Annotated in this window: 16 protein-coding genes; 11 read left to right on the top strand and 5 right to left on the bottom strand. The window is 73.6% G+C overall.

Going from position 1 to position 16634, the window contains the following annotated elements; translation table 11 throughout:
• Positions 1–22 precede the first annotated feature (22 nt).
• From gcvT to gcvPA, 3 genes are all read left to right on the top strand, one after another.
• A complete protein-coding gene (gene gcvT / locus WME90_RS10800; protein WP_437281008.1) occupies positions 23–1144 on the top strand; it encodes a glycine cleavage system aminomethyltransferase GcvT in 1122 nt (373 codons plus the stop codon).
• Positions 1145–1231: 87 nt separating this feature from the next.
• The gene (gene gcvH / locus WME90_RS10795; RefSeq protein ID WP_437281007.1) at positions 1232–1633 is read left to right on the top strand and encodes a glycine cleavage system protein GcvH; all 402 of its coding nucleotides are present in this window, start codon (positions 1232–1234) and stop codon (positions 1631–1633) included.
• 49 nt (positions 1634–1682) lie between these two features.
• Entirely contained in the window at positions 1683–3047 is a 1365-nt protein-coding gene (gcvPA, locus tag WME90_RS10790; RefSeq protein WP_437281006.1) for an aminomethyl-transferring glycine dehydrogenase subunit GcvPA, read from the top strand.
• Positions 3048–3110: 63 nt separating this feature from the next.
• Here gcvPA and WME90_RS10785 read toward each other — a convergent pair whose 3' ends face one another.
• The 3 genes from WME90_RS10785 to WME90_RS10775 all read right to left on the bottom strand — a co-directional run bounded on the left by WME90_RS10785 (position 3111) and on the right by WME90_RS10775 (position 6642).
• Positions 3111–3674 carry a hypothetical protein gene (locus tag WME90_RS10785; RefSeq protein ID WP_437281005.1) on the bottom strand — a complete coding sequence of 188 codons (564 nt, stop codon included), beginning with the start codon at positions 3672–3674 and terminating at the stop codon, positions 3111–3113.
• 37 nt (positions 3675–3711) lie between these two features.
• Positions 3712–4485, bottom strand: coding sequence for a hypothetical protein (locus tag WME90_RS10780; RefSeq protein ID WP_437281004.1), 774 nt, complete (start codon positions 4483–4485; stop codon positions 3712–3714).
• Positions 4486–4590: 105 nt separating this feature from the next.
• Positions 4591–6642 (bottom strand): hypothetical protein, encoded by a 2052-nt coding sequence (locus tag WME90_RS10775; protein WP_437281003.1) that lies wholly within the window; start codon positions 6640–6642, stop codon positions 4591–4593.
• 62 nt (positions 6643–6704) lie between these two features.
• Between WME90_RS10775 and WME90_RS10770 the strand changes: the two genes are divergently transcribed.
• The 3 genes from WME90_RS10770 (at position 6705) to WME90_RS10760 (ending at position 9471) form a co-directional block, all read left to right on the top strand.
• A complete protein-coding gene (locus tag WME90_RS10770) occupies positions 6705–7232 on the top strand; it encodes a tetratricopeptide repeat protein (protein WP_437281002.1) in 528 nt (175 codons plus the stop codon).
• A gap of 44 nt (positions 7233–7276) precedes the next feature.
• Positions 7277–8674: a Si-specific NAD(P)(+) transhydrogenase gene (gene sthA, locus WME90_RS10765; RefSeq protein ID WP_437281001.1), complete on the top strand. Its 1398-nt coding sequence runs from the start codon at positions 7277–7279 to the stop codon at positions 8672–8674.
• A 161-nt stretch (positions 8675–8835) separates the two neighbouring features.
• The gene (locus WME90_RS10760; protein WP_437281000.1) at positions 8836–9471 is read left to right on the top strand and encodes a Uma2 family endonuclease; all 636 of its coding nucleotides are present in this window, start codon (positions 8836–8838) and stop codon (positions 9469–9471) included.
• A 37-nt stretch (positions 9472–9508) separates the two neighbouring features.
• Here WME90_RS10760 and WME90_RS10755 read toward each other — a convergent pair whose 3' ends face one another.
• Both WME90_RS10755 and WME90_RS10750 read right to left on the bottom strand, forming a co-directional pair.
• The gene (locus tag WME90_RS10755) at positions 9509–10270 is read right to left on the bottom strand and encodes a hypothetical protein (RefSeq protein WP_437280999.1); all 762 of its coding nucleotides are present in this window, start codon (positions 10268–10270) and stop codon (positions 9509–9511) included.
• Positions 10267–12279 (bottom strand): hypothetical protein, encoded by a 2013-nt coding sequence (locus WME90_RS10750; RefSeq protein WP_437280998.1) that lies wholly within the window; start codon positions 12277–12279, stop codon positions 10267–10269. The genes WME90_RS10755 and WME90_RS10750 overlap by 4 nt, the downstream gene beginning before the upstream one ends.
• A 403-nt stretch (positions 12280–12682) precedes the next feature.
• Here WME90_RS10750 and WME90_RS10745 point away from each other — a divergent pair, with 403 nt between their 5' ends.
• The 5 genes from WME90_RS10745 to WME90_RS10725 all read left to right on the top strand — a co-directional run bounded on the left by WME90_RS10745 (position 12683) and on the right by WME90_RS10725 (position 16634).
• Positions 12683–13444 (top strand): SDR family NAD(P)-dependent oxidoreductase, encoded by a 762-nt coding sequence (locus tag WME90_RS10745; protein ID WP_437280997.1) that lies wholly within the window; start codon positions 12683–12685, stop codon positions 13442–13444.
• Positions 13441–13872 carry a RidA family protein gene (locus tag WME90_RS10740; protein WP_437280996.1) on the top strand — a complete coding sequence of 144 codons (432 nt, stop codon included), beginning with the start codon at positions 13441–13443 and terminating at the stop codon, positions 13870–13872. Before WME90_RS10745 ends, WME90_RS10740 begins: the two co-directional genes overlap by 4 nt.
• 74 nt (positions 13873–13946) lie before the next feature.
• Positions 13947–14447: a MarR family winged helix-turn-helix transcriptional regulator gene (locus tag WME90_RS10735; protein WP_437280995.1), complete on the top strand. Its 501-nt coding sequence runs from the start codon at positions 13947–13949 to the stop codon at positions 14445–14447.
• Positions 14448–14487: 40 nt separating this feature from the next.
• Positions 14488–15375 (top strand): enoyl-CoA hydratase family protein, encoded by an 888-nt coding sequence (locus WME90_RS10730; RefSeq protein ID WP_437283592.1) that lies wholly within the window; start codon positions 14488–14490, stop codon positions 15373–15375.
• Positions 15372–16634, top strand: a complete 1263-nt coding sequence (locus tag WME90_RS10725; protein ID WP_437280994.1) for an acyl-CoA dehydrogenase family protein — start codon at positions 15372–15374, stop codon at positions 16632–16634. The genes WME90_RS10730 and WME90_RS10725 overlap by 4 nt, the downstream gene beginning before the upstream one ends.

Below are 16634 nucleotides of genomic sequence, written 5' to 3'. Positions count from 1 at the left end.
CCTTTCGAAGTAGATCGCGGCCGTGTCGACCAAGCCGCTCCCCACCGCTCCGCTCCGAAGGACGCCGCTCTACGACGAGCACATCAAGCTCGGCGGCCGCATGGTCCCGTTCGCCGGCTGGGAGATGCCGGTCCAGTACAGGGGCGTCACCGAAGAGCACAAGGCGGTGCGCTCCGCCGCCGGGCTTTTCGACGTCTCGCACATGGGCGAGATGATCCTCAGCGGCGAGCACTCCGGACAGGTGGTCGACTACCTCGTCACGAACGACGTGAAGAAGCTGGAGGACGGCCACGCGCTGTACACGTGCGCGTGCAACGACGCCGGCACGATCCTCGACGACCTCATCGTTTACCGGATCGACGCGCGGCAGTGGCTCATCGTCTGCAACGCGTCGAACCGCGACAAGATCGCCGCCCACGTCCGGGCCGCGGCGCAGGGCCACTGCAGCTTCGAGGACGCGTCGGATCGCACGGCGATGATGGCGCTCCAGGGGCCGAAGGCGCTCGACATCGTCGCGCTCGCGGGCGGCGACGGACCTGCGCTGCGCGAGCTCGCGCCGTTCCACTTCCGCGACGCGACGCTCGCCAACGTGCGCTGCACCGTGGCCCGCACCGGCTACACCGGCGAGGACGGCATCGAGATCTTCTGCTCGCCGTCCGACGCGCAGCGGCTCTGGCGCGCGCTCGTCGAGCTCGGCAGTCCGCTCGGCCTCGAGGCGACGGGCCTCGGCGCGCGCGACACGCTCCGCCTGGAGGCGCGCCTGTCGCTGTACGGCAACGACATCGACGAGAGCACGAACCCCATCGAGGCGGGCCTCGGCTGGGTGGTGAAGCTCGACAAGGGCGATTTCGTGGGGCGCGCCGCGCTCCAGCGCGTCAAGGCGGAGGGCCCCGCGCGCAAGCTGATCGGCTTCGAGATGGTGGGCCGCGGCATCGCGCGCCACGGCTACCCGCTGCTCGACCCGAGCGGCGCGAAGGTCGGCGTCTGCACGAGCGGCAGCCCCGGGCCGACCGTCGGCAAGAACATCGGGCTCGGCTACCTGCCGGCGCCGATGGCGGCGGTCGGGACCGCGTTCCAGGTCGACTGCCGCGGGCGCTCGGTCGAGGCGGTCGTGGTCAAGACCCCGTTCTACAAGCGGGCCTGACCCGCGCCGAGAGCGCCGCGGCGCCTCGATCCGAGCGGCCGCGCGCGGCGACCAGAGATCCAGGTTGGCAAAGGGAGAAGAAGTCACATGGCGAGCGACAATGTCCGAACGGACCGGCGGTACACGAAGGACCACGAGTGGGCCAAGCAGGAGAACGACCACGTCGTGATCGGGATCACCGCCTTCGCAGTCGATCAGCTCGGCGACATCACGCTGGTCAACCTCGACGTGAAGGCGGGCGACACGATCACCGCGGGCACGGCGTTCGGCACGATCGAGAGCGTCAAGACGCTGAGCGATCTGTTCGCGCCGGTGAGCGGCAAGGTCCAGCGCGTGAACGCCGATCTCGAGAACCGCCCCGAGCTCGTCAACGAGGACTGCTACGGCAAGGCGTGGATGATCGAGGTCGTGCCCTCGGATCAGGGCGAGCTCGGCACGCTCATGGATCCCGACGCGTACAGCGAGCTCCTGAAGACCGCGGCGCACTGACCGCCGCGCCCCTCCGCACTCCGCACCCCCCTTCCCGCTGCACAAGACAATGCGCTACCTGCCCCACACGCCCGAGGAAATCAGCGAGATGCTGCAGGCCGTAGGCCTGTCGTCGCTCGAGGAGCTCTACAGCGCGATCCCGGAGGAGGCGCGCCTCACGCGCCCGCTCTCGATGGAGCCTTCCCTCGACGAGAGCTCGCTCATGAGGCACCTCGAGGAGCTCGCCCAGAAGAACCGCGCCGGGCGCATGCTCTCGTTCCTGGGAGCCGGCGCCTACGAGCACCACTTCCCGCCGGCCGCCGATCAGCTCCTGCTCCGCAGCGAGTTCTACACGGCCTACACGCCGTACCAGCCCGAGGTCTCCCAGGGCACGCTCCAGGTCATCTTCGAGTTCCAGACGATCGTGAGCGAGATCCTCGGGCTGCCGATCGCCAACGCGTCGATGTACGACGGCGCGAGCGCGCTCGCGGAGGCCGTGCTGATGGCCCGCCGGCTGACGGGGCGCGAGCGCACGATCCTGTCCGGGGGCGTGCACCCCGACTACGTCGGCACGGTCGAGACGTACGTGCACGGCATCGGGACCGGCAAGGCGTCGCTGGTCGGGGTCGACGTCGGCCGAGACGGCACGGCGGACGTCGACGCGCTGACGCGGGCGATCGACGAGACGACCGCCTGCGTGGTCGTCGGCTATCCGAATTTCTTCGGCGTCGTGGGCGACATCCGGAAGGTCGCCGAGGCGTGCCACCAGAAGGGCGCGCTGCTGATCACGGTCACCCTGGATCCGTACGCGCTCGCGCTGCTCGAGTCGCCGGGGGCGCTCGGCGCCGACATCGCTGTGGCGGAGGGCCAGCCGCTCGGCCTGCCGCCGCAGTACGGCGGCCCCAACGTCGGGCTGTTCGCGTGCCGGAACGACCGCAAGTACCTCCAGCAGGTGCCCGGCCGGCTCGTCGGCGAGACGGTCGACAAACAGGGGACCCGCGGGTACGTGCTGACGCTCGCGACGCGCGAGCAGCACATCCGCCGCGAGCGCGCGACGAGCAACATCTGCACGAACAGCGGCCTCTGCGCGACGGCGGTCACGATGCGGATGTGCATGCTCGGCAAGCGCGGGTTCGTGGAGGCGGCGAAGCAGTGCCTCGCGAAGGCCGAGCACCTGAAGCGGGAGATCGCGCGGCTCGCCGGGTACTCGCTGCCGATGTCGGCGCCGACGTTCCACGAGTTCGTCGTGAAGGTCCGCGGCGGGGACGCGGGGAAGCTCACGCGGGCGCTGGCCGAGCAGGGGATCATCGCGGGGCTCGATCTCGGGCGGATCGACGCGCGGCGGCGGGACGAGCTGCTCATCGCCGTGACCGAGCGGCACAGCCGCGCGGACCTCGATCGGCTGGTCCACGGCCTCGCGGGCTTCACGCCCTGAAGCGGCGGTAGCGCGGAGGGGGCCGAGATGCCGGCCCCCTGGCGCTTCTCTGCGGCGGACGGGTCAGCGGGAGGCGACGTCCCGGCTTTGCTGCGCGGGGAGCGGGTTCGGCCACAGCGGCAGGAGCGACTGCCGGTAGACGGTGAGGCGCAGGAGGTCGATGCCCGCGATGGCGGCGAACGCCATGGCATCGTCCGTCCCGTAGCTCCCCTGGAACGAGAGGCTGATGCCGAGCGGCGCCCCGAGCGTGAGCGCGCCGGCGACGCCTGTGGAACCCGCACCCCAGAAGCGGCGATAGCCGCCCGCGTCGAGGGCAAAGCCCAGCTGGCCGGCCTGAAAGCCGCGCGTCGCGACCCGGGCGAGCAGCGCGAGATCGATGCCGCTGTCGAGGATCGGCGTCGCGCGCATCAGTCCGCCGACGATGACGGGCGCGTCGGGCGTGGTCCCGACGCCGACGTCGAGCGACAGCGCGCCGTCGAAGACGAAGTCGTCTTTCCCCTGCTTCCAGCCGACCGCGCCGGCGCCCACGAAGGTCCACGCGGAGGCGTCCGCGCGCGACGGCGATGACCAGGCGAGCGGGGCGATCAAGGCCCCGAGGGCGACGAGGCAGGCGATGGGCGAGCGCACGCGAGCGAGCTACCACGAAGCGCCGAGCGGCGATAGGTCAGCGCGCGCCGCCTCGCCGCTCGACGATGCGCCGCGCCACGAGCGCCGCCACCTCGGGGTCGAAGAGGAGCGTGTTGTGCCCCCGCCCCTCCATCACCCGCACCTCGCCGCCCGGCAGCGCGTGCGCGATGGGCGAGCGGACCAGCGTGTCGGCCCCGGCGACGATCGACAGGTGCGGGGTGCTCGACCGCGCCGTCCCGAGGAGGACGCGCCGGAGGAGCGGGCTCGACGCGTCGAGATCGCGCGCGCCCCCGAAGCCGAGCAGCGCGGCCCGCGGGATGCCGCCGAACGGGCTCGCCATGGAGATGGTCTGCACGATCCGCGGATCGCCGACCTCCTGCGCGAAGAAGCGGCACACGATGCCGCCCATGCTGTGGCCGACGAGGTGCAAGCGCACCCCGTCCGGCAACGCGGCGACGAGCGCCGCGAGGCGCGCCGACAGCGCCTCGACAGAAGGCCCCGGCGCGTAGGACATCGTCGCCGTGTGGACCGACCACGGCGGCGCGGCGCGCGCCGGGTCCGTCCGACCGAGCGCACGCGAGGCGCTCGACATGGCCGCGTGGCGCTCGATCGCCGTGCGCAACGGCCGGAGGACACCGGCAGACGCGAAGAGCCCGTGGAGGATGATCACGACCTCGTCGCCGTCGCGCGCCCCGTCCGGGATCACCGGCGCGAGGGTGTCGTACGGCAGGAGGACCGCCTGCCTCGCGAACGAGGCCACCTCCCTGCCAGCTGTCGCCGCGAAGGCCGACGCACGGAACCACCTCGCCACGTGGTGGCTCTTACCATGGATCCATCGCGCGACGTCCTCGTGGCGCGCGACGCGCTGTGTCGCGGGCGCGCCACGAGGACGCCGCGCGGGCGGCGAGGAGGCCGATCACGGCCGCAGCAGCCAGACATGGAAGCTGCGGAATGCCCCCCGGAGCGCGCGGATCCGGACCAGGTCCCCCGCCGCGACGTCGCGCAGCGGCACCCGGATCTCGGACCAGCGATCCAGAGGCCGCTCTGGCACCTCGACGCGGGCCTCGCCCGCGGCGCGCTCGACCGAAACGCCGATCGCGATCGGACCGCCCCCGTCGGTGCGCAGCGCGAGCTCGGCAGGCCCGCGGGCGATCGCGGCGGCGGAGCCGATCGCGAACGACTGCTCGCGCCCCTCGGGGATGATCCTGCCGGCGTCGAACCGCGGCGCCCCGCGGCCGTCGCTCCCGTCCCGCAGCACGGCGCCGACGACCCAGCCGCCGCGCGGCGACGGGAACACGTAGCCGTGCGCCCGCTCGTCGACGAGGTCGGCGACGTCCACCTCGTCGACGGCCCCGTCGCGGCGCTCCCCCGGCGGGGCGAGCGCCGACCAGTCCGCCTCGTAGATCACCTTCTCGTCCGCGGCGCACATCACGTTGTCCTCGATCTTCACCGCGTCGACGCGCCGGCCGAAGACGTCCGCGAGCCCGCCCCACCACGAGGGGTACAGGGCGAACACGTCAGGCCGGTCGGCGGCGTCGAGCCGCTCGATGAGCTCGACCACGGCGGGCACCCCGTGCACCGAGGCCCGCGCGAACGGCATCCCCCGGTAGCCGCCGAGCCCGAGCCCGTCGATAGCAGGGATCCCCGACAGGTACGGGATCGCGCCCGCGTCGCCGAGCAGCACCCGCCGCGGCGCTCGGTGTTGGCGCGCGCGCGCGGCGAGGCGCCGCGCGACCTCGACCTGCTGCCCGGCGATGTTGGCCGAGGAGCGGGCGAAGTTGTCGATCTGCCGCGCGAACCACGCGGAGGGCGCGGCGAGGGCCGCGAGCGCGAGCGCGGCGGCGACGCCCGCCGCGAGCCGCCCCCGCCGCGCGAGCGCCTCGGTCCCGAGGGCCGCCGCGACGAGCAGCATCGCGAGCGCGGGGGCGGCGTAGCGGAGGTTCTGGTAGCGCGCCGTCGCGTTGAGCGCGACGAGGAGCAGCGAGCCGTAGGCGCCGATCAAGAGCGGCACGGCGAGGCGCCGCGAGCGGCGGTCGAGCGCAGCGATCGCGCCGAGCAGCGGTAAGACGAAGGCGTAGGGCGGGCCGCCGAGCGCGCTCTCCAGCGCCTGCACCCGCAGCGCGGCGAGGTTCTTGACCACCTCCACCGCCTTCTCGATCGGCGTCGGGTACGGGTTCGACAGGATGAGCTTGCGCACGGCCCCGGCGGCGCTCCACTCCCCCGTGAGCGCGCGGTTCGCGGCGGCCTGCGCGCCGAGGAGCAGCGCCGTCGGCAGAGACGCGCGCGCGAGCGACGCCGCCGCGCCGAGCGAGCCCGCCGCGTGGGCCACGGCGACCGCGAGCGGCGCCGCGAGCGCGATGGCCTCGGGCCGCGTCGCGACGAGCAGCGCGGCGAGGAGCCCCGCCCGGAGCTGCTCGGCCGGACGCTGCGCCGGCGGGGCGAGCTCGGCGCGCCGCACCGCGACGAGCGCGCGGCCCATCACCGCGCCGAGCAGCGCGACCTCCATCCCGGAGAACCAGCTCCAGTCGAGCAGCGGCACGGCCACGACGAAGAGCGGCGCGACCCAGGCGACCCAGCGGGAGCAGCTAGCGCCGGGCCCGCCGCGCGGATCGAGGAGCCGCCGGAGCGACCGGCAGAGGTCGAGCAGCGCGGCGCACGCGAGGAGCGCGGCGAAGAGGCCGAGCCACGCGCCGCGGAAGCCGAGCAGGTACCCGGGCGCGAGGGCGAGCGGGTACGTCAGGCTCGTCCCGCCCGAGGAGTAGCCGTTGCCCGGGATCCACGAGAACGGGTGGCCCAGGGCCGCGGCGCGGGCGAACCCGAAGTGGATGTAGACGTCGTCGAGGGGCGCCGGCCAGACGCCGCCCGTCCTCGCGAGCGCGGGCCCGTAGAACGCCGCGGCGGCGCCGAGCACCGGGATCGCGGCGCTCGCGTGCCACAAGAGCAGCTGGATCCGCGGCGGGCGCCTCACGGCCCGGCGGGTACCACGAAGGAGCCCAGGACGGCGCGCCGATTCTGGCTAGACTGCGGGCCATGGTGCTCAGAGCCGTGGTGGACGAATCGATCGACGCCGCCTACTGGGAGGCCGTGGAAGAGGCGGCCGAGCTCCTGCAAGAGGAGCAGGTCCAGGAGGCGCTCGTCGCGCTGCGCGACGTGATCAAGGCCTCCCCGTCGAACCCGTACGCGTACAACCTCCTCGGGCACGCGCTCTACGAGCTCGGCCAGCTCGAGCCGGCGCGCGACGCCTACCGCGCCGCCGTGCGGCTCGCGCCGAGCTTCCTCGGGGCGCGGGTTGCCCTGTCGCACGCGCTCCGTCGCCTCGGCGACGCGGACGGCGCGATCGCGCAGGCGAAGGAGGCGCTCCGCCGGTTCCCGAAGGACGGTGAGGCGATGCACGCCATGGGGCTGGCGCACGCGGCCCGCGGCAACCGCGCGCTCGCGCGAAAGCACCTCCAGGGCTTCCTGGACGCGGGCCCCGAGGTCGAGGCGGCGATGGAGGTGCGGCAGATCCTCGAGATGCTCGGCGTCGGGAACGACGACGAGCCGCTCCAGTTCGAGTAGCCTTCCCCGGCGCACGCGCGCGGCGCGCCGGAGGAAGGAACTCGATGGTGACCACCCCGCACTTCGATCTCATCATCATCGGCACGGGGCCGGGCGGCGAAGGCGCCGCCATGACGGCCGCGAAGCACGGCAAGTCGGTCGCGGCGATCGAGCGCTACACGCGGGTCGGCGGGGGCTGCACCCACTGGGGGACGATCCCCAGCAAGGCGCTGCGCCGCGCGATCTACCACATGAACCTGATCAACCAGAGCCCCATCTACAAGCGGATGGATGTGGTTCCGGAGTACCCGTTCGCCGAGCTCCTCGCGACCGCGAACCACGTCATCGACGAGCAGGTCGACCTGCGCGAGAGCTTCTACGACCGGAACGGCGTCCCGCTCATCCCGGGGCAGGCCAGGTTCGTCGATCCGCACACGGTCGAGGTGGAGGGCGACGGGGGCCAGCGCCGGCGGTTCACGGCCGACAGCTTCATCATCGCGACCGGCTCGCGCCCGTACCGGCCGGCCGACATCGACTTCAGCCACCCGCGCATCTTCGACAGCGACACGCTGCTGCGGATGGATCACACCCCCCGGAGCATCACGATCTTCGGGGCGGGCGTCATCGGCTGCGAGTACGCGTCGATGCTGCGCAACATGCAGGTCGCCGTGAACCTCGTGAACACGCGCTCGAACCTCCTCGAGTTCCTCGACGACGAGATCACCGACGCGCTCGGGTACCACTTCTGCGACAAGGGGATCCGCGTCCTGAACGGCGAGGAGCACGAGAAGGTCGAGGCCACGAAGGAGGGCGTCGTGGTCTCCCTGAAGAGCGGGAAGAGGCTCCGGAGCGACGTCTTCCTATGGGCCAACGGGAGGTCGGGCAACACGGCCGATGTCGGCCTGGAGAGCGTCGGCATCACGCCGAACAAGCGCGGTCAGCTCGAGGTGAGCGAGACCTTCCAGACGAGCCAGCCGCACATCTACGCGGTCGGCGACGTGGTCGGCTTCCCGGCGCTCGCGAGCGCGAGCTACGACCAGGGCCGGTACGCGGCCAGCCACATCTGCGGCCAAGCCGACGACAAGCTGGTCCGGGACATCCCCACGGGCATCTACACGACGCCGGAGATCTCGTCGCTGGGCAAGAGCGAGCGGGAGCTCACGGCGGAGAAGGTGCCCTACGAGGTGGGGAAGTCGACGTTCAAGACGCTCGCGCGCGCGCAGATCACGGGCCAGCAGGTCGGGATGCTGAAGCTGATCTTCCACCGCGAGACGCTCGCGCTGCTCGGGATCCACTGCTTCGGCGAGAACGCCGCGGAGATCATCCACATCGGGCAGGCGATCATGTCGCAGCCTGCGCCGCACAACACGATCCGGTACTTCGTGAACACGACGTTCAACTACCCCACCATGGCCGAGGCCTACCGCGTCGCTGCGCTCGACGGGCTGGGGCGCGTGTTCTGAGGGCGCGGCTCTCGAGCGCACCCAGGCTCTCCCGTAGCGGCGCCCGGCGAGGCCGAGGCGCTCATCAGGACCGTCCAGCGGGGCGGCGCCGCGAGGGCGATCGGCGCGGCGGTTGCCAGCGCGCCGCGCGGCGGTGATACTCCCCGGAGGAGCACGCTGTCATGGCCGCCGCTGCACCCCTCCTCGCCCTCTCTGCCGGCGCCGCCGTCGCGGACGGCTCGGAAGACCAGCTCTTCGTCGTTCATGACGTCTCGTGGGAGGAGTACGAGGCCATCCTGGCCGCCCTCGGGGACCGGGCTGGCGTGCGGGTGACGTACTGCGAGGGAGTGCTGGAGCTGATGAGCCCGGGCGGACCGCACGAAGGGCGGAAGACAATCCTGGCCCGCCTCATCGAGGCCTACGCCGAGGAAGCGGAGCTGCCGCTCAGCGGGTACGGCAGCATGACCGTCCGCAAGCGGCTCGCCCAGCGGGGCGCAGAGCCGGATGAGTGCTACGTGCTCGGGACGGTCGAGGACGGGGGGATCCCGGAGCTCGCGATCGAGATCATCGAGAAGAGCGGGACGATCGACAAGCTCTCCGTCTACGCGGGGCTCGGCGTGCCCGAGGTCTGGTTCCTGAGGAAGGGGAAGCTCTCCATCCACCTCCTCGGCCCGGATGGCTACGCCGAGGGGAAGCGAAGTCAGTTCTTGCCGGGGCTCGACCTCGCGGCGCTGACGGAGTTCATGGTGCGCAAGGGGGACCAGACGACGGTGGTGCGCGCGTGGCGAGCGATGCTCCGGGAGCGGGGCAGACCGTGAGCGCGGCCCGCTGAACGGCGGCGCGCCGCCTCGTCCCCTACGCCCCGCCCCTCGCCCGCGCCGCGCACGCCGCCGCGATCGCCTCCGCCCCCGCCTCTCGCGCCGCGATCTCGCACGCGCGCCACGCCGCGAGCCGCTCCGGCGCCGCGGCGCCGCGCGGCGCGGCCGCGACCCGCGCCTCGACCGAGCGCGCGAAGGCGTCGAGCGCCGCCTCGTCCCCGCGCTCCGACAGGAGCACGCCCAGCGTGAGGGCCGCATGCGCGACCTGCCGCTCCGCCCCCGGGTACATCTCCTCCGCGAGCGCCTCGACGAGCGCCGGGAGATCGCGGCGCGCCGCGGCCTCGCGCGCCTTCACCTCGGGCGCCGCGGCCTCGGCCCCCGCGACGCCGAGGCGCCGCTCCAGGTAGCCGACCACCGAGCGGGCGAGGCGCTGGAACGAGGCGAGCCCGTCCGTCGGCACCTCGAGGACGCCGCCGCGGGCGCGCGCGCCCGCGACGTCGAGGTCGAGCACGATCACGAGATCCTCCCGCTCCCCGATGACGAGGAGGTCGTGCGCCCAGTCGAGCGAGCGCTCCTCCACGAGCCACGCCGTCGCCCGCGCGACGTCGCCGCGCGGCAGGATCAGCGTGCCGTCCGGAAGCGCGACGCCGTCCGCCGCCGCGTAGAGCGCAGCGAGATCCGGCGGCTCGGCCAGCGCGAGGGGCCACGCGCCCGCGCCGGCCGCCGGAGGCCGCGCCTCCACGCCGGCGCAGGCGAGCAGCGCGGCGACGCGCGACGCGAGAGGGCCAGCCGCGCTCACGGCGCCGGCACCCGCCCGCAGGGAGCGTCCGCGAGGTTCCGGAGGAAGCCGTGCGCCTGCGCGGCCGCCGCGGGCACGTCGAAGATCACGAAGTGACCGTCGCTCCCCTCGGGGACCGGCCACTGCGCGAGCACGCCCGAGGCGCGGCCGCCGGCGAGGTTGCCGGCGAGCCCGCCCGGCGGCACCTCGACCGGCGCAGGGCCGCCGAAGCCGTACTCCCGGATCGGACGCTGCGCAGGCAGCTGCAGCGGCAAGCCCATCGCCAGGGCGTGCATCTCGATGCCGCGAGGCGGCGCGTACGTGTCGCCGCTGCCATCCGGGTTGATGCCCTCGGTCATGTAGATGCTCTTCGGCGCGAAGCCGTCGCGGGGCGCGACGAGCAGGCGCGCAGCGTAGTGGATCGGATCGACAACGTCGACGATCGACTGCGCGAGCGAGATCGCTGGGTGGAACTCGTTCACCTCGCCCTCCTCCTCGCCCATCAGCCCGAGGAAGACCGACTTGACGAGCGCCGCGACGTTCGGCGGAGGGTTCGTTTTCTCGAGCAGGGTGACCGAGATGACGGCCGACGCCCCGGAGAGCACCCCGCCCCGCGCCGAGTCGTCCGCCGCGAGGTAGAGCGGGCCGTTGAGCCCGCCCTGGGAGTGCCCGAAGAACAAGATCTTCGACGGGTCGAGCCGGATCTCCTCCCCCGTGCTGGACACGGCGGCGGGCACCGCCATCCGTGACTCGGTGAAGAGGCGCGCCCGCTGTACCTCGTCGAGCGCCGACTGGCGCGCGTTGGTCCGCGCCGCGGCCACGTTCTGCACGTTGTAGAACAGGAGCGCGGCCTGCGCCGGATCCTGCGGCGCCTCCGGGCGCGTGCCGTGGAAGATCTGGTCGACGCCCATGACCGCGAGGCACCGTCGCGCGAGCTCCTGGCCGGTGCCGCTGCGAACGTAGGAGCGGTAGTCGCCGCCGGTGCCGTGGGCGAAGAGCACGATGGGGTAGCCGGCCTCGGGCATGGGACAGCGGCTCGCGGCGGGGATCGTGAGCGAGAAGCGCAGATCGAAAAAGCGGGAGATCACCGGCTCGCCGGCCTTGGTCTCGAAGCCGCCGCCGTCGTCGTGGCTCAGGTACGGCGCCCGGCCGATCTGGTAGCTCGGCGACGGGCCGTACACGCCGACGTACTCGTCCCACGTCTGCTGGTGGCCCAGGAGCCGCCACTGCTCGGGCCGCGCCTCCGGCGGCGGGACGCTCGCGAGCAGGTGGTCACGCAGCGCGAAGAGCTCCGCGGTCGGGTCGGAGGTGGTGAACACCGTGAGGTGGACGATGCGCTCCCGGTCGACGCCCGCGGCCTCGATCTCGTCCACCGCCGGAGCGAGCGCCTCCCGTTCGGCGTCGGCCGCGGCGCTGGCGCGCTCGATCCCGAGCGCCTGGCGCAGCTCCGGGCTCGCCTCCACCGTGCCGCCGCCCTCGCCGCGCACCGCGTCCGTGACGACGAGCGCGTACCGGGTCCGCGGCCGGAGCGGGAAGCCCATCACGGGCATGAAGGCGAGGGTGTTCGCGGGCCAGTAGACGCCAGCCTCACGCCGGAAATAGACCGAGATCGGGCGCCGCTCGCCGCGCGCCGGCGAGCCTGGATCCACGTCGATGAGCTGCACCGTCCCGAGGGGGCTCATGGCGATGGCGGGCGTCGACGGGAGCGAGGCGACGTCGATCGGGCCAGCGAACCGCAGGAACCCGGCCGCCGCCGGAGAGAAGCCGTCGAGGACCGCGTCCATGTCGCCGATGTACTCGTCGAGGATCCTGAGTCGGCGCGGGTTGGGGTAGCCGTCGAGCCGCGCCGCGCCGCCCTCGCGGCGCAGATCGCTCGGCCACGGCGCGTCGAAGAACCGCTCCTCACGGAGGTCGCCGTGCTGCGCAGGCGAGACCCAGATCGACGAGACGCTCGATCCCGCATCGCCGCACCCGAGCGCCGCGACGAGCGACGATGCGGCGGCCGTCACCACAGCGAAGGAGGGACGCATGAGGGGATGGTGGCGCACGCGCTCGTCGAGATCGACGGTCCGAGCGCGCGCAGAAGCAGACAAACCAGCGCGACGAGGCGCGATGTGCGCGGCGCTTCGTCGCGAACGCGCTCGCTTCGTCGCTGACACGCGCGAGGCGGAGCGCACGGCGCAGCGCGCCCGCTCTGGTCGTATTCCAAGTTCTCTGCGTCGTTACGTTCCAAACGACGAACAGCAGATGCCGCGCGCGGCGACGCGCGGCCAGCCGACGAACGCAAACGAGCGAGGCGAGCGAGGCGAGCGAGGAAACCGACGCCGAGCCGCGAGATGGCCGACGCCGACGCCCGCGAGCGGGCGCCGCGGCGCGCTCCGTCGAGGGTGACTTCGGGTTGTGCTTCATATATATATGATTTAGGTGCTCCGGATGTCCCTGGAAGGCAGGATCGCGCTCGTCACGGGTGGGGGTCGCGGCATAGGTCGGGCGATCGCCGAGCGGCTCGCGCAGGACGGAGCGCGCGTCGCCGTCGCAGGCCGCACGCAGGCCGAGATCGAGGAGACGGCTGCGGCCATCGGCGGCGTCGCCGTCCGGCTCGACGTCGGCGACCGCGAGGGGGCGCCGTCGGCGCTCGCCGAGCTCGAAGGCCGGCTCGGCCACATCGACGTGCTCGTCAACAACGCGGGGGTCGCCGAGAGCGCGCCGTTCGACAGGACCAGCGACGCGCTCTGGGACCGCATGCTCGCGGTCAACGTGACCGGCGCCTTCGTGCTCTGCCGCGCGCTGATCCCGAAGATGATCGCGCGCGGGTTCGGGCGCGTCGTCAACGTCGCCTCGACCGCCGGGCTCGCCGGGTGCGCCTACTCGACCGCGTACTGCGCGTCGAAGCACGCCATGGTCGGGATGAGCCGCGCCATCGCGCTCGAGATCGCCCGGACGCCGGTGACCATCAACTGCGTCTGCCCCGGGTGGGTGAACACGAGGATGGCGGACGAGGCGATCGCCCGCATCGCCGAGAAGACCGGGCGAGGCGAGGACGCCGCGCGGCGGTCGCTCGAGGCGATGTCGCCTCAGGGCCGGATGGTCGAGCCCGACGAGGTCGCGCTCGTCGTGTCGATGCTCTGCAGCGACGAGGCGCGCAGCATCCACGGCCAGGCGATCCCGGTCGACGGGGGGCAGGTGATGCGGTGAAGGGCCATCTCGAGATCGTGCAGCCCGCCGGGTGGCCGGCGCCCCGAGGCTACGCCAACGGCGTCGTCACGCGCGGCAGGACGCTGCACATCGCGGGGCAGATCGGGTGGGACGCCGCCTCGGGGCAGCTCCTTAGCGACGATCTGGCCGAGCAGTTCGCGCAGGCGCTCGACAACGTGCTCGCGGTCGTCGCGGCCGCCGGCGGGGAGCCGGCCGACGTCGCGCGCATGACCGTCTACGTGACCGATCTCGAGGCGTACCGGAGCTCGCTCCGCGCGATCGGCGCCGCGTGGCGAGCGCGGTTCGGAAAGCACTTCCCGGCGATGGCGCTCGTCGGCGTCGCGGGGCTCGTCGAGCGGCGCGCGCTCGTGGAGATCGAGGCGGTCGCGGCGCTCGACACGCCCGTCGGGAGCGAGGGCGGCCCGTGAGGCGCGGGGCGCCGGCGAGGCGGCCGCTCGCCGCAGTCCCCCCGCCGGAGAGCGCGCGCGGCGACCAGGCGGCCGTGCGCGCCTGGGTCCGCATCCTCGCGGTCCACAAGCGCGCGCTCGCGGCCATCCGCGAGGACCTGGAGCACGAGATGACCCTCCCGCGCTTCGACCTCCTCGCGAACCTCGTGCGCAGCGACGGGCAGACGCTCGCGTCGCTCTCCCGCAGCATGCTCGTCACGGCCGGCAACCTCACAGGGCTCGTCGACCGCGCGGCGCGCGACGGCATGGTCGAGCGGCGGGCCGACCCGGACGACCGCCGCGCGTGGCGGGTGCACCTGACCGCCAAGGGGCAGCGCGCGTTCCGCGACGCCGAGCGGCGCCACGCCGCGCGCGTCGCGAAGGTGTTCTCCGGGCTGAGCCCGGCCGAGCTCTCCACCCTCACGCGGCTGCTCGACAAGCTGCGCACAACGCTCCGCGAGCCGGACATGCCCGTCCCGTCGCGCCCCGGCAGCGCCCGCGCGCACGCCGAGCGCAGCGCGCGCAGCCCCCCGCGGCGCACGCGGACGAAGCCCTGACCGAGCGAGGCTCGCCTCCGACGCGCGCCGAACCCAGGAGATCCCCATGACCCTCACGCCCCGCTCCTTCCAGCTCGAGATCAGCCGCGGCGTCGCCGAGCTCACGCTGAGCCGCCCCGACCGGCTGAACGCGCTCACCTTCGAGGTCTACGGCGAGCTCACGGCCACGTTCCGCTCGCTCGAGCGCTCGGCCGCGCGCGCGGTCGTGCTCACCGGAGCGGGGCGCGGCTTCTGTTCGGGCGGCGACGTCGAGGGGATCATCGCCGAGCTCTTCGCGCGCGACGCGCGGGGGCTGCTCGAGTTCACCCGCGTCACCGGCGCGCTGATCCAGAGCATCTGCGAGCTCCGGCGCCCCGTCATCGCCGCCGTCAACGGGGTCGCCGTCGGCGCGGGCGCGGTGATCGCCGCCGCCTGCGACCTGCGCATCGCCGCGGCGAGCGCCCGCTTCGGGTTCATCTTCCCCAAGGTCGGCCTTTCCGGCGCCGACATGGGCGCCTCGTACCTCCTGCCGCGCCTCGTCGGCCACGGGCGCGCCGCCGAGCTGCTCTTCTTCGGCGATCTCATCGGCGCCGACGAGGCGCTCCGCATCGGCCTCGTGAACCGCGTCGTCCCCGACGGCGACGCGCTCGGCGTGGCGCGCGAGTGGGCCGAGCGCCTCGCGCGCGGGCCGGCGTTCGCGCACGCCATCACCAAGCAGATGCTCGAGAGCGAGCGCACGATGCCCCTCGCCGCCGCGATCGAGGCCGAGGCGCAGGCGCAGGCCCTCTGCATGGCGCACCCCGACTTCCGCGAGGCCCACGAGGCGAACAGGGCGAAGCGCCCGCCGCGCTTCGAGGGCGCCGATCTGGGCGACACGCCGGCGACGCCCGCCGACGCGGACGGGCCCCCCACCCCCCGGTCCGCCGGCCAGGAGACGCCCCGCGCATGAGCAGGCTCGCGCTCTCCTCGGACGAACTCCCGCTCTTCTTCGAGGAGCGCCACGCCGCGCTCGCCGCGCGGCTGACGCCCGAGGCGCTCGCGCAGCTCGCGCGGCTCGCTGAAGCGCGCGACGCCGCCGCCGTGGCGCGCTGCCTGGGCGAGCCGCTCGGGCTCTACGCGCACCTCGTCCCCGAGGCGCTCGGCGGCGCGCCGAGCGGCCGCGGCCTCCCCGCGGACGCGACCGCGATCGACGTGCGGTCGCTGGTCCTCATCCGCGAGGCGCTCGGCCAGGTCGCCCCGCTCGCCGACGCGATCTTCGCGGTGCAGGGGCTCGGCTCGTACCCGATCGTGCTGGCCGGCAGCGACGCGCAGCGCCGCGCGATCTTGCCCGGCGTGCTCTCTGGTCGGCGCATCGGGGCCTTCGCGCTGACCGAGCCCGAGGCAGGCAGCGACGTCGCCTCGCTGAGGACCGAGGCCCGCCGCGACGGCGACGGGTGGATCCTCGACGGCGAGAAGGTGCTGATCTCGAACGTGCCGCTCGCGCACCACCTCGTGGTCTTCGCCCGCACCGGCGCGCCGCCGCGCGACGGCGGGCGCGCCGAAATCACGGCGTTCCTCGTCGACAGCGGCGCGGAAGGCGTCGCCTCGGAGCCGCTCCCCATGTCGGTCCCGCACCCGATCGGCCGGCTCCGCTTCGAGGGCTGCCGCGTGCCGGACAGCGCGCGGCTCGGCGAGGTCGGCGGCGGCTTCAAGCTCGCGATGCGGACGCTCGACACCTTCCGGATCTCGGTCGGCGCGGCGGCGAACGGGATGGCGGCGCGCGCGCTCCGCGAGGCGATCGCGCACGTCACCCGCAGGAGGCAGTTCGGGGCGCCCCTGTCCGAGCAGCAGATGGTGCGCGCCTACCTCGCCGAGATGGCGACCGAGCTCGACGCGGCCCGCCTGCTCGTCGCCCGCGCGGCCCACAAGCGCGACACGGCGCCGGAGAAGGCGGCCGGCGCGCCGGCGCGCGTCTCGACCGAGGCGGCCATGGCGAAGATGTTCGCCACCGAGGCGGCGCAGCGGATCATCGACCGCGCGGTCCAGCTCCACGGCGGCATGGGGGTCATCGAGGGGACCGAGGTCGAGCGCCTGTACCGCGAGATCAGGCCGCTGCGCATCTACGAGGGGACGACGGAGATCCAGAAGCTCATCATCGCGAAGGGGATCCTCGAGCGCGCCGCCGCGGAGCTCCCGGCCGACGAGCCCGGTCGCGACGGGGCGCGGTAG

Source organism: Sorangium sp. So ce375, from assembly GCF_051473855.1.
Lineage (GTDB): Bacteria > Myxococcota_A > Polyangia > Polyangiales > Polyangiaceae > Sorangium.
This window is presented reverse-complemented; position numbering and strand designations above follow the sequence as displayed.